This window comes from Brevibacterium sp. BRM-1, assembly GCF_026802075.1.
GTDB lineage: Bacteria > Actinomycetota > Actinomycetes > Actinomycetales > Brevibacteriaceae > Brevibacterium > Brevibacterium rongguiense.
This window is the reverse complement of record NZ_CP113788.1, coordinates 1,629,272-1,652,983: the sequence shown is the minus strand read 5'-3', so window position 1 is coordinate 1,652,983 and position 23,712 is coordinate 1,629,272. Positions and strand designations below refer to the sequence as shown.

Annotated in this window: 17 protein-coding genes; 9 read left to right on the top strand and 8 right to left on the bottom strand. The window is 72.7% G+C overall.

Annotation, left to right across the window (positions count from 1 at the left end; translation table 11 throughout):
- Positions 1-167: 167 nt before the first annotated feature.
- The 5 genes from BRM1_RS07310 to BRM1_RS07290 all read right to left on the bottom strand — a co-directional run bounded on the left by BRM1_RS07310 (position 168) and on the right by BRM1_RS07290 (position 5,865).
- Complete coding sequence (locus BRM1_RS07310) at positions 168-593, bottom strand: META domain-containing protein (RefSeq protein ID WP_268524860.1); 426 nt, start codon at positions 591-593, stop codon at positions 168-170.
- A gap of 154 nt (positions 594-747) precedes the next feature.
- Complete coding sequence (locus BRM1_RS07305) at positions 748-2,916, bottom strand: S1 family peptidase (protein WP_268524858.1); 2,169 nt, start codon at positions 2,914-2,916, stop codon at positions 748-750.
- 308 nt (positions 2,917-3,224) lie between these two features.
- The gene (locus BRM1_RS07300) at positions 3,225-3,653 is read right to left on the bottom strand and encodes a DUF6157 family protein (protein WP_268524856.1); all 429 of its coding nucleotides are present in this window, start codon (positions 3,651-3,653) and stop codon (positions 3,225-3,227) included.
- Between the two features lie 44 nt (positions 3,654-3,697).
- The gene (locus tag BRM1_RS07295) at positions 3,698-4,402 is read right to left on the bottom strand and encodes a metal-dependent transcriptional regulator (RefSeq protein WP_268524854.1); all 705 of its coding nucleotides are present in this window, start codon (positions 4,400-4,402) and stop codon (positions 3,698-3,700) included.
- Positions 4,403-4,593: 191 nt separating this feature from the next.
- Entirely contained in the window at positions 4,594-5,865 is a 1,272-nt protein-coding gene (locus BRM1_RS07290) for an Nramp family divalent metal transporter (protein WP_442864194.1), read from the bottom strand.
- Positions 5,866-6,173: 308 nt separating this feature from the next.
- Here BRM1_RS07290 and BRM1_RS07285 point away from each other — a divergent pair, with 308 nt between their 5' ends.
- Both BRM1_RS07285 and BRM1_RS07280 read left to right on the top strand, forming a co-directional pair.
- Positions 6,174-10,391 carry an efflux RND transporter permease subunit gene (locus tag BRM1_RS07285; RefSeq protein ID WP_268524852.1) on the top strand — a complete coding sequence of 1,406 codons (4,218 nt, stop codon included), beginning with the start codon at positions 6,174-6,176 and terminating at the stop codon, positions 10,389-10,391.
- Positions 10,392-10,639: 248 nt separating this feature from the next.
- The gene (locus BRM1_RS07280) at positions 10,640-11,563 is read left to right on the top strand and encodes a CPBP family intramembrane glutamic endopeptidase (RefSeq protein WP_268524849.1); all 924 of its coding nucleotides are present in this window, start codon (positions 10,640-10,642) and stop codon (positions 11,561-11,563) included.
- A 319-nt stretch (positions 11,564-11,882) separates the two neighbouring features.
- Here the strand turns inward: BRM1_RS07280 and BRM1_RS07275 are convergent, their stop codons facing one another.
- A complete protein-coding gene (locus BRM1_RS07275) occupies positions 11,883-13,346 on the bottom strand; it encodes an MFS transporter (protein WP_268524847.1) in 1,464 nt (487 codons plus the stop codon).
- A gap of 126 nt (positions 13,347-13,472) precedes the next feature.
- Between BRM1_RS07275 and BRM1_RS07270 the strand changes: the two genes are divergently transcribed.
- The gene (locus tag BRM1_RS07270) at positions 13,473-14,270 is read left to right on the top strand and encodes a TetR/AcrR family transcriptional regulator (RefSeq protein WP_160953815.1); all 798 of its coding nucleotides are present in this window, start codon (positions 13,473-13,475) and stop codon (positions 14,268-14,270) included.
- A 196-nt stretch (positions 14,271-14,466) separates the two neighbouring features.
- Here BRM1_RS07270 and BRM1_RS07265 read toward each other — a convergent pair whose 3' ends face one another.
- On the bottom strand, positions 14,467-15,108 hold the full coding sequence (locus tag BRM1_RS07265; protein WP_268524844.1) for a VOC family protein: 642 nt from the start codon (positions 15,106-15,108) through the stop codon (positions 14,467-14,469).
- A gap of 238 nt (positions 15,109-15,346) precedes the next feature.
- Positions 15,347-15,832 (bottom strand): inorganic diphosphatase, encoded by a 486-nt coding sequence (locus tag BRM1_RS07260; protein WP_160953817.1) that lies wholly within the window; start codon positions 15,830-15,832, stop codon positions 15,347-15,349.
- A 248-nt stretch (positions 15,833-16,080) separates the two neighbouring features.
- Between BRM1_RS07260 and dacB the strand changes: the two genes are divergently transcribed.
- The 6 genes from dacB (at position 16,081) to folE (ending at position 23,703) form a co-directional block, all read left to right on the top strand.
- Positions 16,081-17,568 (top strand): D-alanyl-D-alanine carboxypeptidase/D-alanyl-D-alanine endopeptidase, encoded by a 1,488-nt coding sequence (gene dacB / locus BRM1_RS07255; RefSeq protein ID WP_268524841.1) that lies wholly within the window; start codon positions 16,081-16,083, stop codon positions 17,566-17,568.
- Entirely contained in the window at positions 17,565-18,683 is a 1,119-nt protein-coding gene (locus BRM1_RS07250; RefSeq protein ID WP_268524839.1) for a zinc-dependent metalloprotease, read from the top strand. The genes dacB and BRM1_RS07250 overlap by 4 nt, the downstream gene beginning before the upstream one ends.
- A gap of 185 nt (positions 18,684-18,868) precedes the next feature.
- Positions 18,869-19,870 carry a tRNA lysidine(34) synthetase TilS gene (gene tilS / locus BRM1_RS07245; RefSeq protein ID WP_442864353.1) on the top strand — a complete coding sequence of 334 codons (1,002 nt, stop codon included), beginning with the start codon at positions 18,869-18,871 and terminating at the stop codon, positions 19,868-19,870.
- A gap of 114 nt (positions 19,871-19,984) precedes the next feature.
- The gene (hpt, locus tag BRM1_RS07240; protein ID WP_160954267.1) at positions 19,985-20,536 is read left to right on the top strand and encodes a hypoxanthine phosphoribosyltransferase; all 552 of its coding nucleotides are present in this window, start codon (positions 19,985-19,987) and stop codon (positions 20,534-20,536) included.
- A gap of 85 nt (positions 20,537-20,621) precedes the next feature.
- On the top strand, positions 20,622-23,138 hold the full coding sequence (gene ftsH / locus BRM1_RS07235) for an ATP-dependent zinc metalloprotease FtsH (protein WP_326956589.1): 2,517 nt from the start codon (positions 20,622-20,624) through the stop codon (positions 23,136-23,138).
- Position 23,139: 1 nt separating this feature from the next.
- A complete protein-coding gene (gene folE / locus BRM1_RS07230; RefSeq protein WP_160954268.1) occupies positions 23,140-23,703 on the top strand; it encodes a GTP cyclohydrolase I FolE in 564 nt (187 codons plus the stop codon).
- Positions 23,704-23,712: the final 9 nt, after the last annotated feature.

Sequence of the window (23,712 nt, the reverse complement as noted above, 5' to 3'; positions counted from 1 at the left end):
CCACATGGGACGCGGAGCCGACGGGTCCGGCGCCCCTACGCGTGGGAGCTGGTATTCGCACTGGTCACGGGTGGTCAAGCCGCCGGTCGCCGGCTCGCCGCCTCCGCGGCCGAGAACGAAGCACCGCGTTGCCCGCCCGGAGACCTCGCTGGCCGAAGATAACGATTTTATGAACTCGGCGCTGCCGTCGGCTCACCTTCGTACTCGAGGGTGCCCAGCTTCTTGTCCCCCGAGTAGGCCGTGAGCTGGTCCCCACCGAGCTCCACCCGGGTCACGTCCTTGAGCCAGGAGTCGACACCCACGCAGGCGCGCCGCGTCGATGCGTACATGCCGAGCTTCGCCCCCTCGTCGGTCTTCTCGTAGCTCGTGAAGATGCCGTTGCACCCGTCGGTCCCCTCGACCCGGCCGTCGGCGGTGAACGTCAGGTGAGGGTGGCCCTTCTCATCCGATCCCCACGTGCCGACGATGCTGCGGGGCTCCTGCGTGGTGGGCTGCTGTGACGATTCCACGGTGGCTCCGTTCTGTCCGCAGCCGGTCAGCAGCGCTGCGGCCGCGATGAGTCCGGCGAACGTCGTTGTCAGTGTGCGCTTCATGGTCGGTTCCCTCCGATGATCCGCGCCCCCGCGGGCGGCCCGGGCAGGTACCCGGAGACGTCTGAGGGGCACGGAGTCGAAACTCCGTGCCCCTCAGCTTAGCGGCGCCTCCTGGAGGCTGCCTGACCGTCGTGCCGTGCTACGGCACCCGCGCTTAGCGCTGGGCGCGGCGGCGGACCGTCAGGACCAGGCCCGCGCCCAGCGCCAGGAGGCCGGCGGCGGCAGCGAGTGCCACGCCCACCTCGGAGCCGGTGCGGGGCAGGTCGCCGTTGCCCTTGTTGCCGTCGTCGTTGCCGCCGCCCTTGCCCTGGTCATCGGCGACGACCTTGAACGAGGAGCTCAGCGACGTGGAGGCCTGCGCCGACGCCGTGGTCTTCGCCTTCGCGCCTGCCGACTCGAAGCTCGCCTTGACGTCGTACTTGCCCAGGTAGACCTTCTTGTCGGTGGCGCTCGCCAGGCCCCACACGCGGGTGGAGACGGTGCCGTCCTTGGCGACGGTGGCCGTCTCCTTCTTCGCGGAGATGCCGTCCTTCGACGTGGTGATGGTGGCCTTGCTGCCGGGCTTGGCGCCGGTCAGCGCGATGGTCACGCCCACCTTCTTGTCCTTGTCGCCGTTGCCCACGAACTTGTCCAGGCCGATGGTGCGCGGCTGGACGGCCAGCTTGGCCTGGGCCGGCGCGGGGGTCGTGGAGGTGGGCTTCTTCGAAGGCGACTTGGACGGGGACTTCGTGGGGGCCGGCGTGCTGGGCTCCGGCTTCGGGTCCTCGGCCAGCTTGCTGGTGATGTACTTGACGGTAGTGCCACGGGTGACCGTGTACTTCGTCGTCAGGTAGACCTTGCCGGTGACGGTGCCCTCGGTCTTCTCGGCCGTGAACGACCACTTGTCGCCCTTGACCTCGACCTTGTGCTTCTTGCCCTTCGAGTCGACGAAGGTGCCGCCGGTGAAGCCGGTGGCGCCGGTGCCGGAGACCTTGCCGCCGGGCTTGATCGAGCCCTCGGGGGCAGCTGGCTTGGGTGCCGGGGTCTGCGTGGCCGGGGCGGAGCCCGACGGCGTCGCGGAGGCCGAATCCGTGGCGGTGGGCGCCGCGGTGGTCGGCGCCGCCGTGGTGGGCTTCGGGCTCGCGGGCAGCTTGCCGGACGGCGTCTTGTAGCCGATCGTCTTGGCGACGAGGACGCGCGTCTTGTTCTTCATCTGGTTGAGATCGTTGGTGAGGTCCGACGCGAAGGAGAACTCGGTGGTCTTCTTCCCCTCCTTGACCGTGCCGCCGCCGGAGAGCACGCCCAGTGCCTGGCCCTTGGTGTTGACGTACGAGCCGCCCGAATCTCCCTCATCGCTGTGCGCGTTCGTGCCGAAGCCGTAGACGATGCGGTTGGAGACGTTCGCCCAGCCGTTCGTCATCGTGACCTTGCCGGACTGCGAGCCCGTGGTGCGGCCGCTGCGGGTGATCTTCTCACCGCTCTTGGCGGTGGCGACTCCGCTTACGGAGGTCGACTTGCTCAGCAGGTCGTCCTTCTTCGCGTCGGCCGTGTTCCACTTGGTGACCTTGGGGGCCAGCTTCGTGTTCTTGGCCAGGTCGATGAGGGAGTAGTCGGTGTTCGCCTTCTTGGCGTCCGAATCCTTGGGGTGGAAGTCGGCCTTCGTCTGACCCGGCTTGCCGAAGCGCCAGTCGACGACCTTGCCGCGGTAGCCGTTGGGGGCGACGACGGCTTTGTTGTTGCCGGTGACGACCTTCTGGCTGCTCGGCGTGACCTCGCCCACGTTGAGCGCCTTGCCCGCCGTGATGTCGTGCTCCTTGGAGCCCGGGATGAGCGCGCCTTCCACGCTCGTGCAGTGCCCGGCGGAGATGGCCTGCGGGCCGAAGCTCGCGGCGCTGAGCGCGGAGAAGCCGATCGAGCACAGGCCAGTGGCGCTGTTGCCCTGGCCGGCACCATAGCCGCTGCCGCCCAGCACGGTGCCGATCGAAGCGGCGCGCGCCTCGAGCGGCTTGGCGAGCTCGATCGTCTTGATCTTGTTCTCATCGACGAGCTGCGCGGACTTCGCAGACAGCTGGGTGCCGGCGACCTTGAGCACGACGGGCTTGCCGTCGGCGCCCTGGCCGAAGCCCTGGACCTTGGCGTCCTGCTGGAGGACGGCCTCCGCCTCCGCCTTCACCTTGGCGAAGGAGGCGGTCGCCTGCGAGGGCTTGGCCTGGGGCTTCTGGTCGGACTTCGGGGCCTCGCTCGGGGCGGCCGAGGCGGCGGGGGCGGCCACGGCCACTCCTCCGAAGCCCAGGACGGCCGCAGCGCCGAGGGAGGTGAAGCGCTGTGCGCGGGTTGCGCTCATCGGGTGTCTCTCCGGTTTCTGCATCCTCAGCGGATGCTTTGGGACTGTCGAAGCGGCGCCTCCGGCTCGGAGCCGGGGCGACAAGCCCTTCCGACACTTCCAGGGGGTGGCGCACAGGTCAAGTTCAGATAACTTTTGGTCATTTTGTTTACGTGCCGGTCAGGTCCGCGGCCCACTCGCTACGAAAAGCGCGTGATTCACCCCTGGTGAGCACGGTGAAAGGGAGCGCCCTGCCGCTGGGGGCGGGCGCAGGCGCTGAGCCTGCACGTAACGAAACTGACGTATTCGCCGTCCGTCCCGGCTCGCGCTCAGCGCGCGGACCGCATCGCGGCCATGACCTTGACGTGCGAGCTGTCGCGCGGGTCCAGGCCCAGGACCAGCGAGTCGTACTCCCGCGAGCCCTTGCCGTAGAGCGCCACGCGTCCGTCCGCATCGAAGTGGAAGCCCCAGCCGTACTTCTGCGCGAGGTCGGATGAGCGCAGACACGGCTGGCCCTTCGCGAAGAACTCCTCGCGCGCCGCCGGCCGCTCGTCCTCGGGGATGCCGTTGCGGTCGGCCCAGACGGTGAAGACGATGTCGTCGGAGGTGAACCGGTAGGGCGCGTCCGCGAGCAGCTCGTAGGTGCGCCGCGCAACCGTGGGCGTCTCGCGCTCCGGGGGCACGGTGGGCCCCGGAGCGGGGGAGTCGGGTGCCACGCCGATGAAGGTGTTGGTGTAGTTCGTGGTGTGCTCGGCCATGAGCCCCAGGGTAGCCGCGCCGCGGCCCCGCCAGCGGACCGGACTCAGCCGGCCGGCCGAACCCAGAGCGCGGCGGCGATCGCCGCGGGCACTGGGGAGCCCTGCGATCCCGCGGACGTGCAGACCGCCCCGTCGGCTCCCACCTCCACGCGCGCACCCGGGGTGATGCCGGCCTTCGCGGCGGCCGCGAGGACCTCCGGGTCCGCATCGGAGACCCGCACCACCTCGAAGGCCTGGGGACCGCTCGCCTGCGCCAGCGCCACCGTGCCCGCATCGCGGTGGGTGCGGCCGCTGGCGTCCGGGATCGGGTCGCCGTGCGGATCGTGGGTGGGCCGGCCGAGCAGCGCATCGATGCGCGCGGTGAAGTCGTCGGAGACCGCGTGCTCGAGCCGCTCGGCCTCGTCGTGCACCTCGTCCCAGCCATAGCCCAGCCGCTCGACGAGGAAGGTCTCGATGAGCCGGTGCCGGCGCACCATCTGGACCGCCAGCGCGCGGCCGGCGGCGGTGAGCTCGACGGGGCGGTACGGCGTGTACGCGACGAGGCCCATGCCCGCCAGCCGCTTGACCGTGTCCGTCACGCTGGCCGGGCTCGTCCCGAACTTCTCCGCCAGGCCCTTCGCGCTGATGGGCGCCTGGCCCCACTCCGTCGTCGACCAGATCGTCTTGAGGTAGTCCTGCGCCACCGGCGTGAGCGAATCGACGTCGCGTGCCTCCGGCCGCTGCTCTGCCTCGCGCTCCCTCTTGCCCACGGGCTCACCCTAGCGGCACGCAGGCGCCCGCGCCCGAGGTACGGGCAGGGGTCCGGGCTGGCCCGCACCTCGGGCGCGGGCGGCAGAAGGGTGCGGGCAGCAGGCGGGTGCGGACTGGGTCGAACTCGCTGGCTGGCCGGCGCTCACCCGGTGAGTGCCAGGGGGCCAACCCGCCCGGTGGGCGGGACCGGCTATGCCTGCCCCGTGACGGTGAGGACGACGAGCGCGGCGTTGAGGGCGATGATGAGCGCGCACGCCGCCCACCCCAGCCAGCGGATGAGGCGCGGGCTGGCGAATTCGCCCATGAGGTCGCGGCGGGAGGTGTAGGCGATGAGCGGGATGATGGCGAACGGGATGCCCAGGCTCAGCAGCACCTGGCTGAGCACGAGCGCCAGCGTGGGGTCGAAGCCCACGGCCAGGATTGCGAGCGCCGGGAGGAGCGTGACCGCGCGGCGGGCCAGCAGGGGCACGTTCACGTGGAGCAGGCCGCCCATGATCGCGGAGCCCGCATAGGCGCCCACGGAGGTGGAGGCCAGCCCGGAGGCCAGCAGCCCCACCGCGAACGCGACGCCGATCGCGGGGCCCAGCGCGTGCGCGATGGCGGCGTGGGCACCGGCGATCGTGTCCGTGCCCTCCACGCCGGGCAGGCTCGCGGCGGCCAGCAGCAGCATCGCGATGTTCACCGAGCCCGCGACGACGAGCGCCACCAGCACGTCGGCGCGGGTGCCCGCCAGGATGCGCCGGATGAGCGGGCGCGGCAGGTCCGAGCCGAACCGGTCGCGGGTGAGCGAGGAGTGCAGGTAGACCGCGTGGGGCATGACGGTGGCGCCCAGCATGGACGCGGCCAGCAGCACCGACTTCGAGCCCTCGAAGCGCGGGGCCAGACCGCCGGCCACCCCGCCCCAGTCCGGGGGGCTGAAGAAGAGGCCCGCGACGAAGCCCACGACGATGACGAGGAGCAGCCCGCTGATGAGGCGCTCGAACCAGCGCTGGCCGAACCGGTTCTGCGTGGCCAGCAGGAGCATGGAGACCGCGCCCACGATCAGCCCGCCCACCACGAGCGGCAGGCCGAAGAGGATCTGCAGTGCGATCGCCCCGCCCACCACCTCGGCGATGTCCGTGGCCGCGGCGACGATCTCCGCCTGGCCCCAGAACAGCAGGCGCGGGCCCCGGCGCAGGCGCTCGCCCAGCAGCTGCGGCAGCGAGCGGCCCGTCACGATGCCCAGCTTGGCCGAGAGGTACTGGACGAGCATCGCGATGACGTTGGCCGCCACGAGCACCCAGACGAGCAGGTAGCCGAACTCCGCGCCCGCGCTGAGGTTCGCCGCGACGTTGCCGGGGTCCACATAGGCGATCGCGGCCACGAAGGCGGGGCCCATGAGCGCCACGAGCGGGCTGGCCGGCGGCTTGGTGCGCGCCGTCGGATCCTGGCCGCGGGGGGTGCTGGGTGGTCGGACTGCCATGGGCTGCCTCCTTCGCGTCGTGTGGTGTGCGGGGCGGTGCGGGCACGGTTGCCGCGCCGTCGGTGAAATTTAAGGTAGCTTAAATTTTGGCAGCGGACCAATCAGTGCGCGCTCATGCGTCGCGCTCTGCCCTGCGTTCGTGCGCTGTGCTCCTCGCTGCGGGAACGCGCCTGCGCGCCGCGGCCGGCCGGGGAACCCGCCGCCCAGAAGTGAGGCTTGCCCCACCCCACCGGACCGCGGCGGACACCTAGGATGGTCGCAATCGCGGCCGCCGCTGGGCGCTCGCCCCGCTTCCCGGAAGGCCCCACGTGAATCTCCTCGCCCGCCTGAGCCTGAAGAACCGCGCGCTCATCGCGCTGATCTCCCTGTGCGCGGTGGTGTTCGGGGTCATCGCGGCGGGCTCGCTCAAGCAGGAGCTCTTCCCCCAGTTCGAGCTGCCTCAGGCGATCGTCACCACCCAGTACCAGGGAGCCTCGCCGCAGTCCGTCGAGCGCGAGGTCACCGATCCCCTCGAGCAGGCGCTCAACGGGGTCCAGGACGTCGAGTCGGTGAAGTCGACCTCGTCGACCGGCAGCTCGCAGATCACCGTCGAGACGAAGTACGGCACGAGCTCCGATGACGTCGTCCGCGAACTCCAGCGCGCCGTCTCCGAGGTGGAGCCCCAGCTGCCCGACGACGTCACGCCCACCGTCTTCGCCGGCAGCGTCGATCAGTTCCCCGTCGTCGTCATGTCCGTCAACGGCGCGGACGCGAACACGGACAAGCTGGCAGAGCAGCTCGACGACGTGGCCGTGCCCGCGTTCAAGAAGCTCGACGGGGTGCGCGGGGCCGCCGTCTCCGGTGAGAACGTCAAGCAGGTCAACATCCGCGTGCGCCTGGACGACGCGGAGGACAAGGGCGTCTCCGTCGACCAGATCGCCTCCCTGCTCCAGGCCAACGGGGTGCCCACCTCCGCCGGCGACCTCAAGGACGGCGACGACGAGGCTCCGGTCGAGGTGGGCAAGCGGCTGTCGAAGCTCGACGACCTCAAGAAGCTCACCCTCACCGGTGAGGACGGGCAGGTCCGGCTGTCCAGCGTCGCCGACGTGACCCTGGCGAACGCACCGGTCACCAGCATCTCCCGCACGAACGGCAAGGCCTCGCTGACGCTGGCCGTGACGAAGAAGCCGGACGCCAACACCGTCGACGTCGCCCATGCCGTCCAGGACGCGCTGCCGGACGTGCAGGCGAAGATGGGCGGCGACACCCACTTCACCGTCCTCTTCGATCAGGCGCCGTTCATCGAGCAGTCGATTCACGACCTCGTGACCGAGGGGCTGCTGGGCCTCGCATTCGCCGTCGTCATCATCCTCGTGTTCCTCTTCAGCGTGCGCGCCACGCTCATCACGGCGATCTCCATCCCGCTGTCCCTGCTCATCACGCTCATCGGCCTGTGGCAGGGCGGGTACAGCCTCAACATGCTCACGCTGTCCGCGCTGACGATCTCGATCGGCCGCGTCGTGGACGACTCGATCGTCGTCATCGAGGCGATCCGCCGCAGGCACGCGCTGGGCGGGTCGAAGTTCGGCAACATCCTGGCCGCCGTGGGCGAGGTCGCCGGGGCCATCACCGCCTCGACACTCACGACGATCGCGGTGTTCCTGCCGCTCGTCTTCGTCTCCGGCCAGACGGGCGAGCTGTTCAGGCCCTTCGCCCTCACCGTCACGATCGCGCTGGCCTCCTCGCTGCTCGTGGCCCTGACGATCGTGCCCGTCCTGGCCTACTGGTTCCTGCGCGCCCGGGAGTCGCGCGTGCGCCTGAGCCGCGCGCAGAAAAGGGAGATCCGCCGCGATCGGGCCGCGGGCCTGGCGCAGTGGCGCGCCGAGCGCCGGGCTGCGAAGAAGGCGGGCAGGCGCCGCCGGGGCCGGGGTGCGCACTCCGCGGGCTCGGCTCCGCTGGGCGCGGCCGCAGCCGGTGCGCCGGGAGCGACCGCCGCCGAGGCGCGGGCCGGGTCCGCTGCCCCCACCGGCTCCCATGCGCTGGGCGTGGGCGACCCGGACGCCACGCAGGAGATGCCCGCTGCGGTCGAACCGAACGCAGCGGCCGCCGGCCCCGCCCCCGCCGGCAGGACCGCCGGCATGGTCACCGGCCCGGCGCCGGCAGGCATGACCGCGGACGGCGGGGGAGCCGGTCCGCACGCCGAGGACGGTGCGCAGGACGCCGCCCAGGTCGACGAACTGGCCAGCCTGCACTCACCCGTCACCCGCCTCCAGCGGACGTACACGCCGATCATCGGCTGGACGACCCGCCACCCCGTCATCACGCTGGTCGCCGCGGTCGTCGTCCTCGTGCTGACGTTCTCCATGACCCCGCTGCTCAAGACCGAGCTGCTGGGCGACACCGGTCAGGACACGCTGCAGGTGCAGCAGAAGTTCGCCCCGGGCACGGACATCGAGGGCGCCTCGCAGACGGCGAAGAAGGTCGAGGATGTGCTCGCCGCCGACGACGCGGTCAAGGACTACCAGTTCTCCGTGGGCGGCTCCGGATTCGAAGGCGGCGGCAGCTCCAGCGGCGGGCTGACCGGCAGCTACATCCTCAACCTCCACGACGGTGCGCGGAGCGCGGAGGTCTCCGAGGAGCTGCAGAGGAAGTTCGACGCGCTGCGCGGCGCCGGCGACGTCGAGGTGCAGGCCGGCCAGCAGTCGCCGGGCGGCTCCACGATCGACGTGACGCTCACGGCCAACGACGCGAAGGCGCTCACCACCGGTGCGGAGGCGTTGGCGAAGGCGCTCAAGGGCAAGGACGGCATCCAGCAGGTCACCGACGACCAGGAGGCCGTGCAGAAGATCATCGAGGTCGACATCGACCACAGGAAGGCCGGGAAGAAGGGCCTGACCGAGTCGCAGATCGGCCAGTACGTCGCCCGCGCCATGGACGGCCAGAACATCGGCTCCGTGACCTTCGACGACGTCAGCCACAAGGTCTACCTCTTCCAGCGTGAGGCGAAGACGGTCAAGGAGCTCAAGGAGCTGAAGATCCCATACACGGCCGGCGGTGCGGGTGCCGGCGCGGCGGGCGCCGGAGCCGCGGGCGGCGGGACCAGCGGGTCGGCCGGAGGCGCTGCGAGCGGCGGTTCCGCCGCCGGTGCGGGCGCCGCAGGATCGGGTGCTGCCGGTGCGGGCGCCGCCGGAGCGGGTGCGGCCGGAGCCGTCGGACAGGCCGCCCGCGTGCCCTCCGCGGACGGTCGGGCAGGATCCGGTGCGGCGGGCACCACCGGGGCGGGCGCAGCGCCGCCCGCGGAGGCTGGCGCAGCGCCGCGCGCGGAGACCGCGGTGCTCGAGCGCACCTCGGCCGCGGTCTGGGAGCCGGGCGGCTCCTCGGCGGTGGCCGCCATGGCCAACCGGAGCCCGCAGCCCAGCTCCTCGCTGGGCGGGCAGACGCAGCCCCCCGGCCAGCCCGAGCAGCCCGCGCCGAGCCAGCCGGCGCCCAGCCGGCAGCCCCAGCAGCCCGCGCCCAGCCAGCAGCCCCAGGCGCCCGCGCATACGCAGCAGCCCCAGCTGCCGCAGGCGCCGGCTCAGCCGCGGGTCCCGGCCCAGAACCCGGGCGGGCAGGACTCGGGGGCCGGGTCGGCCGCAGCGGAGCAGAAGACGGTGCGGCTGAAGAACGTCGCAGCAGTGCGCCAGGTGACGACCGCCCCGGTCATCGCCCACTCGGATGGGCAGCGCGCCGCGACCGTGAGCGTGACGCCGGCCGGTGACAACCTGGGCGCCGTGACGAAGACGGTGCAGGACGCGGTGGACGCCGCGGACCTGCCGCAGGGGGTCACCGCCAGCCTGGGCGGCGCGTCGCAGGAGCAGCAGGACTCGTTCCAGCAGCTGGGCCTGGCAATGCTCGCGGCTATCCTCATCGTCTTCGTCATCCTCGTGGCGACGTTCAAGTCCCTCATCCAGCCGTTCATCCTGCTCGTCTCCATCCCGTTCGCCGCAACCGGCTCGATCGGGCTGCTCGTGGCCACGGGCACGCCACTGGGGCTCACGGCGATGATCGGGCTGCTCATGCTCATCGGCATCGTCGTGACGAACGCGATCGTGCTCATCGACCTCATCAACAGCTTCCGCCGGCGGGGCGTGGAGCTGCAGACCGCCGTGGTCCAAGGGGCCAGGCTGCGCTACCGGCCCATCATCATGACCGCGCTGGCCACGATCTTCGCGCTCACCCCCATGGCGCTCGGCCTCACGGGCGGTGGGGTCTTCATCTCCAAGCCCCTGGCGATCGTGGTCATCGGCGGCCTCGTGACCTCCACGCTGCTCACGCTGATCCTCGTGCCGGTGCTCTACCAGCTCATCGAGGGTGCCCAGGAGCGCCGCGCGGCCAAGCGGCGCATCGCCGCCCAGGCGCGTGGGCGCGTCATCGACGCCGCCGAGGCGCACGCTGCCGGAGCGGGCGCCGAATCGGGCGGTGTGGGCGCGGGTGCGACCGCGCCAGGCGGCGCGGGCGCAGACACGGCCGGGGCGGGCCGTGCGGACGGCCCGGACGGCCGGCCGTGAGCGACGGCGCTCCGGGCCGGGGAAAACGACCGGAGCGGCGGCCCGGGAATCCCCCGGAGACCCCACCCGGGGATCCGTTGGCTGGGCCGCAGGACACCTCGCCTGGGAACCCGCCCGTCAACCCGCGGCAGCCCTCTCCTGCCGACCCGCCTGGGAACCCGCCCGCCAACCCGCCTGAGAACCCGCCGTCGAACTCCTCGGGCGGGGGAAGGACGGCGGCCGGGCCTGCGCCTCGGCGGCGGTGGGGCGTGGAGCTCGTCCTCGTCGCCGCGCTGTCGCTGGGCCAGTCCGCGGTCTATGCGGCGGTGCGGCTCGCCGATGTGCTCAGCCGCGGCCCGCTGTCCCAGGCGCAGTCGAAGCTCAACACCTCGCAGTCGCCCCGGCCGTGGTTCGACCTCGTCTACCAGCTCCTCGACATCGGCTTCGCACTCGTGCCGGTCGGCCTCGTCCTCTACCTCATGTCGCTCGACCGCACCCTGCCGGGGCCCGTGCGGGGCCGGGAAGCAGGCAGAGGATCGCGGGCCGAATCCAGCGTCGTGCCGCGGGCAGGGGCACGGGCCGAGGCGCGGAGAGAGCCGTCCAGCAGCCCCGCCACCGCGGCGGCTGCGGGGGCGCAGCCCCCGGTCCTCGCCGCGCCGTGCGCGCGGATGGGCTTCGACTTGCGCCGCCCGTGGGGTGATCTGTGGCGCGGTGCGGTGCTGTTCCTCGTCATCGGCGTGGGGACCCTGGGGGTCTACGCCGCGGGCCGCGCGCTGGGGCTCACCGCGCAGGTGCAGCCGGCGAACCTGGGCTCGTACTGGTGGACGGTGACCGTGCTGCTGCTCGCCGCTGTGAAGAACGGCATCCTCGAGGAGGTGCTGCTCCTGGGCTTCGGCGCCGACCGGCTGGCTCGTCTGGGCGCGCGGCCCTGGCTCATCGTCGTGGGGCTCGCGGTCTTCCGCGGCAGCTACCACCTGTACCAGGGGATCGGGCCGTTCGCGGGCAACGTCGCCATGGGCCTGCTCTTCGGATGGCTGTTCCTGCGCGGCCGGTGCGGGGAGGCGTGCGGCACCGGGGACGGGCGGGCGCCGCGCGGCTTCGGGCGCGTCATGCCGTTCGTCCTCGCCCACACGCTCATCGATGCGGTGGGCTTCCTGGCCCCGGGCATCCTCGCGGCCATCGACCCCCGCTGAGCCGCCGGGTCACGGAGCGGACCAGCCGGGCGGGGCGAGCGGAAGGCCAGAGGCCCGAGCGGATCGTGACGATCCGCCCGGGCCTCTGGCCTTCCGGGGGTGCCGCGCAGCCGGTGACGCACGTGCACGTGCAGCTGTGGGATCGGTGCACGCGCGAGAGCGGGTGCCGGGGCCGGCGCGGGGCAGGCGAACCGGCTGGTCGCGGGCGGGCGCTCCTGCCGCAGCAGTGCCCCCGGTCGCAGCGCCCTGCCGCCTCGACGCCCCGCGGTCTCGGGGCTCCTGCCGCAGCAGTGCCCTGCCGCCGCAGCGCCCCTCGGCCTCAGTGCTCCTCGGTCTCCGTCGAGTCCGTGAAGCTGCGCAGGCCGATCGCGCCCAGCACCACCACGATGACGGCGAGGATCGCGAAGGAGATCTGCTGGGAGTGGACGAACCCGGCCACCGTCGCCGCATCCCACGCCCCCTGCGGCAGGCTGCTGCCCACCACGGCGGCCATGACGGTGCCCACGATCGCAACGCCCACGGCATTGCCCAGCTCCTGCGCGGTGTCGTTCATCGCGGAGCCGATCGAGGTGTGGGTCTCCGGCAGCGCGCCCAGCAGGGCGACGGCGCCGGTCGTCATGATGGTGCGCATCCCCGCGGTCATGATGAGCATCGCGATCGCGCACCAGATGAACCCGTGGCCCACGGCGTAGATCCACACGAGCAGGCTGATGAGGACCAGGGCGGTGCCGCCGGTGGCGGTCCTGCGATGGCCGTACTTCGCGACCGCGCGGTCGACGAACGGCCCGGCCAGCAGCATGCCGGCGACGAACGGCAGGTTGGCGAGCCCGGCCTGGAAGGCCGACCAGCCCCAGGCGAACTGGTAGAGCTGGGTGGAGACGAACATGACGCCCACCATCGCCATCATGACACCGGTCTGCAGGATCGCCGAGCCGCGCACCGTGGGCAGCGCCAGGAGCTTGAGGTCGAGCATGGGGTGCATCGCGGTGCGCTCGCGCCACACGAAGCCCACGAGCGCCGCGATCCCGCCGGCCGTGACGCCCAGCGTGATGGGCGAGGTCCAGCCGTTGTCCACTCCGGAGGTGAACGAGTAGAGCAGCAGGCCCAGGGCCGCGACGGACAGGAGCGCGCCGGGGATGTCGGCCCCGCCCGGACGGCGGTCGGCCGGGTCGTCGCGGTCGACGCCGAAGCGCACGCCCAGCCACGCGATCGCGGCGATCGGGGCGTTGAGGACCAGGAGCGCCTGCCAGGGCCAGCTGGCGATTGCGAGGCCGGCCAGTGTGGGGCCGACCGCGAAGCCGATCATCGAGACGACCATGATGAGGCCGATCGCCTTGGTCCGCAGGTCGTCGCGGTCGAAGAGGCGGAAGATGAGCGACATCGTCAGCGGTGCGATGAGGGCGGCGAAGGCGCCGGAGACCGCGCGCACCGCGATGAGCTGGGCCGGGTTGCTCACAAGCAGCACGGCGAGCCCCGAGGCCCCGAACAGGGCCAGGCCCACGAGCAGCGTGCGCCGGCGGCCGAGCATGTCGCCCAGCGTTCCGCCCACCATGAGCAGGCCGCCGAACGTCAGCGAGTAGGCGCCCACGATCCACTGGAGGTCCGTGGGGGAGGCGCTCAGATCGCGGCCGATCGTGGGCAGCGCGATGTTGAGGATGGAATTGTCGACCATTTCGACGAGCATCGTCAGGCACAGGCCGATGAGGGCGGGCAGGGCCGCGCGCATGCTCTGCGGCTTCGCGGAGCTGCGGGCGGTGGCCGCGGTGGTGGTGGAGGGGGTCATGGCGTTCCTTCCGGGAGATCCCAGTGGGTGAACCGCGTTCGTATGGAACACTGTTCGAAGTGTCGAACCGTGTTCGAGAATAGAACGCTGTTTGATCCAGCGCAAGTCCCTGCGTAGATTCGTCCTATGGCCCCAGACACATCGCCCTCCCAGCCCCGCCGCCGAGGCGCGGGCAGGCAGGCGCGCCAGCGCGCCTCGCTCTCCCTCGAGCAGATCGTCGCCACCGCGATCGCCACCCTTGATCGCGACGGCGCGGAGAAGCTCACGCTGCGCAGCCTCGCCGCGGAGCTGGGCAGCGGGGTGGCGAGCCTGTACTGGTACGCCTCCGGCAAGGAGGAGCTCATGGGGATCGTCGCCGATGAGCTGCTGGGCCGCGCGCTCGCACAGGTCGACCGCCTTGCTGCCGACGGGCGGGAGGCGCCCCCGGAGTTCGCCGCGCACCCGGCCCCGGCCGCGGATCGCCAGACCAGCGCCGCAAGCGCACGGGGGCTCATCCGCCTGCGGCGCATGGTGCTGTGCCTGTTCGTCCAGATGATCGAGCATCGCTGGCTCGCGGGCCAGCTGGTCAAGGCGGGCCCGGACCAGGAGAACTCGCTGATGTTCTGGGAGCGGATCGGACAGGTGCTCCAGGGCATGGAGCTCACGGTCGACCAGCAGTTCCATGCCTCGATTGCGGTGGTGAACTACGCCTCGGGCATGGGCGTGGAGATCTCCCAGACTGCCCGCGACCGGGCGGAGATGGACGATCCGGCCGCGATGTTCACGGCCCAGGTGGAGGAGTGGGAGTCCCTGAGCGAGGAGCGCTTCCCGTTCGTCCGCTCGATCATCGGCGCGTTCGTGCAGTTCGACGACGCCTCGGAATTCATCGCGGGCCTCGACCTGCTGCTGGCCGGCATCGAGCGCCAGACCTGGGCGGACCGGTAGCCGGCGAGGGGCCCGTACTGCGATCGGGCGGAACTGCGCCCGTGCGGCGGTGAGGGCGCCGTCGTCGGGCCAGCGCGGAGCGCAGCGGTTGCGGGGCTCGTGCCGCCTGGGGGACGGTCGGTGGCCGACCCGGCCGGCGCCTCGGTGCCAGGGGAGCAGCGGCTGCCGGGAGGAACGGGCGCCGGGAAGAGGTCCGTCAGATGACGACGGTGCCCTGCGGGGTCTCGAACGTCACGGACATGAGGCCCGGGATGCCGTTCGGGGCGTCCCAGTCGATCCCGACCTCCGGGATGGGCTTGGGATCGTCCGTGTCGAGCCACTCGCGCAGCCGCTGGCGCGAGCCCGCGATCTGCAGCGATGCGATCGACACCGGCTGCTCGGCGGGGCGCTGCGAGGGGTGCTGGGCGCGCGGGGAGATCCAGTGGATGAAGAAGGGCAGCTGCGGATCGGCGATGAGGCCCTTGATGCCGATCTGCTTCCACAGCAACTCGTCGGCGCCCTCCGGGGTCCGGTTGCCGTCGACGGCGCGGCGCTCGAGCCGCTCCTCGATGGGGTCGAGGTCGTCGACCCGCACACACCAGCCCATCCAGCCGCCGCCCAGCTCCGAGCGGGCGCGCACCGCCTGGCCGAACGGGGTGGACAGCGCCGCCGGGTGCTCGAGGGGCTCGACGACCTCGAGGTAGTGCTCGCCGGTGAGCGGGAAGATGAGGTTGCGGGTGCCGAAGCGCGGGTGCACGCCCCCGTTGTACGGGGTGATCTTCAGGGCGTCGGCGATGCGCTCGGCCGCGGCCTCGTAGCCGTCGGGGCCGCTTGCGAAGGAGACGTGATCGAGCTGCATGCCTGCACCCTCGCACATCGCCCGGAGCGGGGAGAATGAGGCGACGCTTAGTTATGGGCGCACCGGGCGACGATGATGCAGGTCACAGCGTGCGAACCGCGGAACCCGCCGACGAGCGCAGGCTGCCCGCATTCCCAGCCCGGCAGCCCAGCGGGCCGCACGGCGGGAATGCGGGCAGTCGGCGCGCCCCAGCGCCCCAGCGCACCTCGGTGCGGGCGACGCTGAGAGCGGCGGGTGCTCAGTGCTCGTTCTTGAAGCGCTCGATCGACTCGTTGATGATGCGCTCGGCGTCCTCGCGGCCGCCCCAGTCCGAGCCCTTGACGAACTTGTTGGGCTCGAGGTCCTTGTAGTGGACGAAGAAGTGCTCGATCGCGTCGAGCACGTCCTGGTCGACGTCCTTGACGTCCTGGATCTTGTCGAAGCGCGGATCGCCGCCCAGCACGGCGAGGACCTTGTCGTCGCCGCCGGCCTCGTCGGTCATGTGGAAGACGCCCACGGGGCGCGCATCGACGAGGCAGCCGGGGAACACTGGCTCGGTGAGCAGCACGAGCACGTCGAGCGGATCGCCGTCCTCGCCCAGGGTATCCTCGAAGTAGCCGTAGTCGGTGGGGTAGGCCATCGACGTGAAGAGGTAGCGGTCGAGCTTGACGCGCCCCGTCTCGTGGTCGACCTCGTACTTGTTGCGCGAGCCGCGCGGGATCTCGATCGTAGCCAGAAGCTCCATGGTGCTCCTCCTGTGTGCGTGGGCGGTCAGTGCAGTGCCGGTCGCCGTCCTGCGGCCGCGGTGCGCGGCGGGCTGACCCGGGACGCGCGGCCCCGGTCCGGCTCGGTCCTGTGCGGCGGGCGGCACGGGCCGCCGCCGCCCAGGCGACTGTCCTAGCATAGTGACAGTCGCCGCCGGGCCCGGCGGCGGCATGGGCGCCCAGTCCGGCGGCACGCCGCGCGCAGCCCGGGCAGATCCGCAGGGGGAATGTGAACGGCAACGGCTTCAACAGCGAGGAGCAGCCGCTGCGCTCCCGCGAGCGCCCGCGCCAGCGCGGCCGCCGCGCACGCCGCCGCAAGGGCCGGCTGGCGGTGCCGCTGACCGCGGGCATCGTGGTGCTGGGGCTCGTGGGCTACGGCGTCGCCGACGCCTACGACACCGTGCCGGGCTTCCTCACCACCGCACCGGAGCAGGTCATCGACCCGCTGCCCGAACCGGTCGCCCACGCCGGCAGTGCGAGCGCGGGCAAGCGGCTCGACGCCGACGCCCCCGTGCCCGCGAACATCGCGGACCGGCTGGACAGTGCGCTGGCGGCCAAGGGGCTCAAGGGCAAGGTGGGCGCCGAGGTCCGCGACGCCGTCACCGGCGACGTCCTCTACTCCGAGGGCGCACAGCGCCAGCGCACCCCCGCCTCCGTGACGAAGGCGCTCACCGCCGCCGCTGCCCTGGGCAGGCTGGGCGCCCAGTCGACGTTCACCACGAGCGCGGCCCTCTCCCAGTCCGGCGGCACGCCCACCCTGTCCCTCGTGGGCGGCGGCGATGTGCTCCTGGGCGCCGGCGCCTCCCAGCCGGACCAGATCTCCGGGCGCGCCGGCCTGGGCACGCTCGCCGCCTCCACTGCCGCTGCCCTCAAGGACAAGGGCGTGGACTCCGTGCGGCTGAGCGCCGACCTGAGCCGCTATGCGAAACCGGACTTCAACGCGGGCTGGCAGCGGGCGGACATCGCCGCCGGCTACATCGCGCCGATCGGCCCCCTCATGATCGATGCTGCCCGCACCCGCCCCGTGCGCAACGCCCCCCGCGAAGCCGACCCGGCGGCCGTGGCGCTCGACGCCTTCGCGACCGCCCTGGAGAAGCAGGGCATCGACGTCGCGCAGGCCAAGCCCGCGCAGGCGGCGCAGGATTCGCAGACCCTCGCCTCCGTGCAGTCCGCGCCGCTGGCCGACGTGCTGCGCTACGCGCTCCTGGAGAGCGACAACGTCGTCTCGGAGGTCATGGGCCACGAGGTGGCCATCTCGATGGGCGCCGAGCCCTCGGAGGACGGGGCGCCCCAGGCGGTCCTCGACGCGCTGGCCGGCATGAAGCTCGACACGGGCTCCATCAGCCTCAAGGACACCTCCGGCCTCAACTACGGCAACCGGATCTCCCCGCACGACCTGGCCGGTGTGCTGCGCCAGGCCGCCGCGGCCGACGGCGACCTGTCGCTGCTCGTGCCGAACATGCCCGTGGGCGGCCTGTCCGGCACCCTTGCCGATCGCTTCCGCGACGCGGGCTCAAAGGCGGCCGCCGGCCGGGTGAGCGCCAAGACGGGCACCCTGTCCACGGTGTCCTCCCTGGCGGGCACCGTGCTCACCGACGACGGGCGGCTGCTCGTCTTCGCGCTCATGGCCGACGGGCTGCCCGCCGGCAGCGCGCAGTCCGCGCGGGCGGTGCTCGACCGCACCGTGTCCTCGCTCTCGCAGTGCGGCTGCTCGTGACGGCGCCCCCCGCACCGGGCGCGGCCGCGCCCGCCGGCCTCATCGACGTCGCCGAGGCGGTGCGCACCGTCCGCGAGCTCGCGCCGGCGGGGGAGCTGCCGGCGCCCGAGCAGGCGCGCGCGCTCGTGCGCGAGCTGCGCGCTGCCGCCGGCACCGCGGAGGGCCTCGTCTTCGAGGTCATGGCGCTGCCGCCGGCCACGGAGGCGCAGGCGCGCCGCGCCATGGCGGCCGGCTCGGTTGCCATTGTGGACCGGTTGGGCTGGGCCGAGGCGAACGCGCGCACCTTCGCCCAGCTGGCCGCGGAGCTCGAACCGCTGGTCGCGCGGCCGCAGGGTTCGGGCCTCGGCCGCCTGGCCGGGCGGCTGCCCGGTGCGCGCCGGGCCTCGCAGCTCCTCGCCCGGCGCACCGCCTCCGCCCAGACCGGGGCGGTGCTCGCGATCCTCTCCGGGCGCGTGCTGGGCCAGTTCGATCCCTTCGGCGCCGAGGGCCGCCTGCTGCTCGTGGCGCCCAACGTCTACCGCATCGAGCGCGCGCTGCGCGCTGTGCCCCGCGACTTCCGGCTGTGGGTGGCGCTGCACGAGCAGACCCACCGCGCGCAGTTCGCCGCCGCGCCCTGGCTCCGGGCGCACCTGCGGGAGCTGCTCGCGCAGTTCGCCGCCGGTGCGGATCCCGACTACCGGCGGTTGGGCGCCGTGCTGCGCCGCCTGCCCGACGCGCTGCGCCGCCGCGCGTCGCTCATCGACGTCACCGCCGACCCTGCCCAGCAGCGCGTGCTCGACCGCGTCACGGCGGTGATGAGCCTGCTTGAGGGCCACGCCGACGTCGTCATGGACGCCGTGGGGCCCGGTGTCATCCCGACGGTCGCGGACATCCGCCGGGCCTTCGACACCCGGAGGGCCGACGCCGGCGGGGTGCGCGGCGCCGTCGCGGACCTCCTGGGGCTCACGGCGAAGCTGCGGCAGTACGAGCGCGGCGCGGTGTTCGTGCGCGCCGTCGTCGCCGCGCGCGGCCACACCGGCCTGGCGCGCGTCTGGGAGGGCCCCGACCTCCTGCCCGCGCCCGAGGAGATCGCAGACCCCGACCGCTGGCTGGCCCGCGTGCCGGCGCACGGGTGAGCCCCGGCCCGGCCGGGCCGCCCAGTGCGCGGCCGGACCCGGCACCGGGCGGGGACGCCGACCCGGCCCCGGAGCCCGCAGCGCCCGCGGCGCCTGAGCCCGGCGCACCGGAGCCCGTTGTCCCCAAGTCCGTGGCCCCGGAGCCCGGTGTCCCAGCGCCAGCGCCCGCGGTGCCCGCAGACCCGGTGCGCGCGGCTCCGACGGCCGCCGCGCGCCGGCCCCGCCTGGACGCGGACACGGCCGCCATTCGCGCTGCCGTGCGCGCCGCCCTCCCGCCCGAGCCCCACGCGCTCATCGTCGCCGTCTCCGGCGGTGCGGACTCGATGGCGCTCGCTGCCGCCTGCGCTCACGTGGGGCGGGCCAGCGGCCACGCCTTCACCGCGGTCACGGTCGACCACGGCCTGCAGGAGGGCTCCGCCGCCATCGCCGCGCGCGCGGTGGCGGCGGTGCAGGCCCTCGGCCTGCCGGCCCGGACCGTGCGGGTGGATGTCGCGCGCACCGGCGGGCCCGAGGCCGCGGCCCGCCGCGCGCGCTACGCCGCGCTGGAGGCCGCGCGGGCGGACCTCGGCGCGCGCGCCGTCCTCACCGCGCACACGCTCGACGACCAGGCCGAGACCGTGCTCCTGGGCCTGGCCCGCGGCTCGGGTGCCCGCTCGCTGGCCGGCATGCGCCCGGTCGCCGGAACCGTGTGGCGCCCGCTCCTGGGCATCGAGCGCGCCCAGACTCGCGCCTCGTGCGCGGCGCAGGGCGTGCCCGTGTGGGAGGACCCGCACAATGCCGACCCCGCCTTCGCTCGGGTCCGCGCCCGCCGCACGGTCCTGCCCGTCCTCGAGGCGGAGCTGGGCCCCGGCATCGCCCGGGCGCTGGCCCGCAGCGCCGCCCAGCTCGCCGCGGACTCCGATGAGCTCGAGGCACAGGCGGCCGAGGCGCTGGCCCGGTGCGCGCACGGCGCCCGGCTCTCACCCGAGGCGGCGGGACTGCCGCCGGCCCTGCGGACCCGCGTGCTGCGGGCCTGGCTGCGCACCGCGGGGGGCGGCGGCCAGGAGCTCGGCCACGCCCACGTGCAGCGCGCGGACGCGCTGCTGACGGGTGCGCGCACCGGCGCCGTCTCCGTGCCCATCGCCCGCCGTGCCGTGCGCACCCCGAACGGGGGCCTCGCGCTCCTCCCGGCACCGCACCCCCGCTGAGCGCGGCGGGCGCACAGCCCGCGAACCCGCTGGGAGCCCCGTGTGAGGGGGTGCGGATATGCTGAGGGGGCCCGCCCGCGCGGCAGCGCGGCCACCAGCGAAGGAAGGCTCCCCGTGGATCAACAAGACCTGGGCACGGACATCGAGAAGGTCCTGGTCGCAGAGGCCCAGATCAAGCACCGCCTGACGGAGCTGGCCGCGGACATCGACCGCGACTACGCGGGCGAGGACCTGCTCATCGTGGGCGTCCTCAAGGGCGCCGTCATGGTCATGGCCGATCTGGCCCGGGCGCTGCACAGCCCCGTCCGGATGGACTGGATGGCCGTGTCCTCCTACGGCTCCGGCACGAAGTCCTCCGGCGTCGTGCGGATCCTCAAGGACCTCGACACGGACCTCAAGGACCAGCACGTCCTCATCGTCGAGGACATCATCGACTCCGGCCTGACCCTGTCGTGGCTGCTGGCCAACCTCAAGTCCCGCGGCGCGGCCTCGGTCGAGATCTGCACGATGCTGCGCAAGCCGGAGGCCGCGAAGGTCGAGATCGACGTGCGCTACGTGGGCTTCGAGGTGCCCAACGAGTTCGTCGTGGGCTACGGTCTGGACTACGCGGAGAAGTACCGCAACGTGCCCTTCGTCGCGACCCTCGCCCCCCACGTCTACAGCTGAGCCGCCCGCCGGCGCCCTTCCGGGCGGCCGCGCACACCCGGCGCGCAGAATGCACTGCGCGTCCCGCACCGCCCTGAGAGGACCCATGGCCGATCCGCAGAACAGCCGGCCCGACGGCACCCCGCCCGCCGGCCGGAAGCCCGAGCCGCAGGACCCCAAGCGGTCCGCCGGCAAGAAGCCCGACGGCAAGGGCGACGGCAAGAAGCCGGACTTCAAGAAGATCGCCAAGGGCCCGCTCTTCTGGGCCGTGCTCGCCATCGTCGTCGTCTCGATCGGCCTGCTGCTGCTCTCCGGCGGCGGCTTCCAGCGCGTCGACACGGAGCAGGGCATGACGCTGCTGAAGGAGAAGAAGGTCGAGCAGGCCAAGATCGTCGACAGCGATCAGCGGGTGGACCTCGTCCTCAAGGACGACTTCTCCTATGAGGACCACGACTACGGCAAGAAGGTCCAGTTCTACTACGTGGCCCCGCGCGGCGACGACGTCGTCAAGGCCGTCGACTCGGCGCAGCCGGACAAGGGCTACACGGACGAGGTGCCCAAGCGCTCGTGGCTGGGCTCGCTGCTCATCAACCTCATCCCGTTCGTCATCATCGGCGCCGTCTTCTGGTTCCTGCTCTCCCAGATGGGCGGGGGCGGCCGCGGCGGGATCATGAACTTCGGCCGGTCGAAAGCCAAGCTCGTCAACAAGGAGAACCCGGACGTGACGTTCAAGGACGTCGCGGGGGTGGACGAGGCGCTCGAGGAGCTCGAGGAGATCAAGGAGTTCCTCTCCGAGCCCAAGAAGTTCGTCGACGTGGGCGCCAAGATCCCCAAGGGCGTCCTGCTCTACGGCTCGCCCGGCACCGGCAAGACCCTGCTGGCCAAGGCCGTCGCCGGCGAGGCCGGGGTGCCGTTCTACTCGATCTCCGGCTCCGACTTCGTCGAGATGTACGTGGGCGTGGGCGCCTCCCGCGTGCGCGACCTGTTCGAGCAGGCGAAGAACAACTCGCCGTGCATCATCTTCATCGACGAGATCGACGCGGTGGGCCGCCAGCGCGGCGCCGGCATGGGCGGCGGCAACGACGAGCGCGAGCAGACGCTCAACCAGCTGCTCGTGGAGATGGACGGCTTCGACGACTCGACGAACGTCATCCTCATCGCCGCCACCAACCGGCCCGACGTGCTCGACCCCGCGCTGCTGCGCCCGGGCCGCTTCGACCGCCAGATCCACGTCGAGGTCCCGGACATGAAGGGCCGCCTGCACATCCTGCGCGTCCACTCCCGCAACAAGCCGCTGGCCGACGACGTGGACCTGCAGCAGATCGCCAAGCGCACACCGGGCTTCTCCGGCGCGGACCTGGCCAATGTGCTCAACGAGGCCGCCCTGCTCACCGCGCGCTACAACCACCACGTCATCGACTCGGCGATCCTGGACGAGGCGATCGATCGCGTCATCGCGGGCCCGCAGAAGCGCACCCGCCTCATGCGGGACAAGGAGCGCCTCGTCACCGCCTACCACGAGGGCGGCCACGCCCTCGTCGCCGCGACCATGAACGACACGGACCCGGTCACGAAGATCACGATCCTGCCGCGCGGGCGCGCCCTGGGCTACACGATGGTGCTCCCGGTGGAGGACAAGTACTCGACCACGCGCAACGAGCTGCTCGACCAGCTCGCCTACGCTATGGGCGGGCGCGTCGCGGAGGAGCTCGTGTTCCACGACCCCACCACCGGCGCCAGCAACGACATCGAGAAGGCCACGGACACCGCGCGCAAGATGGTCACCGAGTACGGCATGACAAACAGCGTGGGCATGGTCAAGCTGGGCGACGGCTCCTCCGAGCCCTTCGCGGGCCGCTCCATGGGCCACGAGAACTCCTACTCGGATGAGACGCTGCGCAAGGTCGACACGGAAGTGCGCACGCTCATCGACACCGCCCACTCGGACGCGTACTGGGCGCTGACGACCAACCGCGACATCCTCGACCGGCTCGCCTATGAGCTGCTGGAGAAGGAGACGCTCGACCAGGCGCAGATCGCGGAGATCTTCGCCGATGTCGTCAAGGCCCCCCGGCGCGAGGTGTGGCTGGCCAACGAGAAGCAGCCCGTCTCCACCCGCGGACCCATCACCCCGCCCAAGCGCAGCGCAGATGTGCGCGTTGAGCCCGGCGAGGTCCCCGAGTGGGGCGGCGGCACGGACACCGGTGCCGGCGGCACCGGCTGGGCCGGCGATCCGACCGGTGGCCAGCAGGGCCAGCCCGGCCAGCAGGGGGACCCAGGGCAGCAGGGCCAGCAGGGCCAGTCCGGCCAGTCCGGTGCGGGGGAGGGCCACGGCGGCCAGCCCGGCGCCTCGGGCCCGGGTGTCTCCGGCGGCGTGCCCGGCAGCGAGCACCCCGGCCAGGGCGGCCCCCAGGGCCCGTCCCAGCCCGGCCCCGGCGGTCCCGTGCCCCCGCACGCGCACCCCGGCCACGACCCGCAGCCGCCGGCCTCCGGGCCGGGGCAGCAGCCCGATCCGGGCCTGCCGGGCCAGCCCCCGGCCAGCCCCGGGGACGGCGGTCCTGCGCAGGGCGGCCCCCAGGGGCCGCTGACCGACGGCGACGGCCCCCAGCGCCCCGGGATCTGACGTGGTCGACCAGCCCCGCATCGAGGCCGCGGTCCGCGAGATCCTCGCCGCGATCGGCGAGGACCCGGACCGCGACGGCCTCCTCGACACCCCCGCCCGGGTGGCGCGCGCCTACGAGGAGCTCTTCGCGGGCGTCGAGCGCACGCCGGGCGAGGTGCTCGGCACGACGTTCGACGTCGGCTACGACGAGATCGTCCTCGTGCGCGACATCGAGATGTTCTCCACGTGCGAGCACCACCTGCTGCCCTTCCACGGCTCGGCGCACGTGGGCTACATCCCCGGGCCCGAGGGGCGGGTCACCGGCCTGTCCAAGCTCGCCCGGCTCGTCGAGGTCTTCTCCAAGCGCCCCCAGGTCCAGGAGCGCCTCACCGAGCAGATCGCGGACGCGCTCGTCGAGCACCTCAGCCCCAGCGGCGTCATCGTCGTCATCGAGGCCGAGCACCTGTGCATGTCCATGCGCGGGGTGCAGCGCCCCGGCGCCGTGACCATGACCTCGGCCGTGCGCGGCCAGCTGCGCAACGCGGCCACCCGGTCCGAGGCGATGAGCCTGATCCTCAAGCGGTGAGGCGGAGGT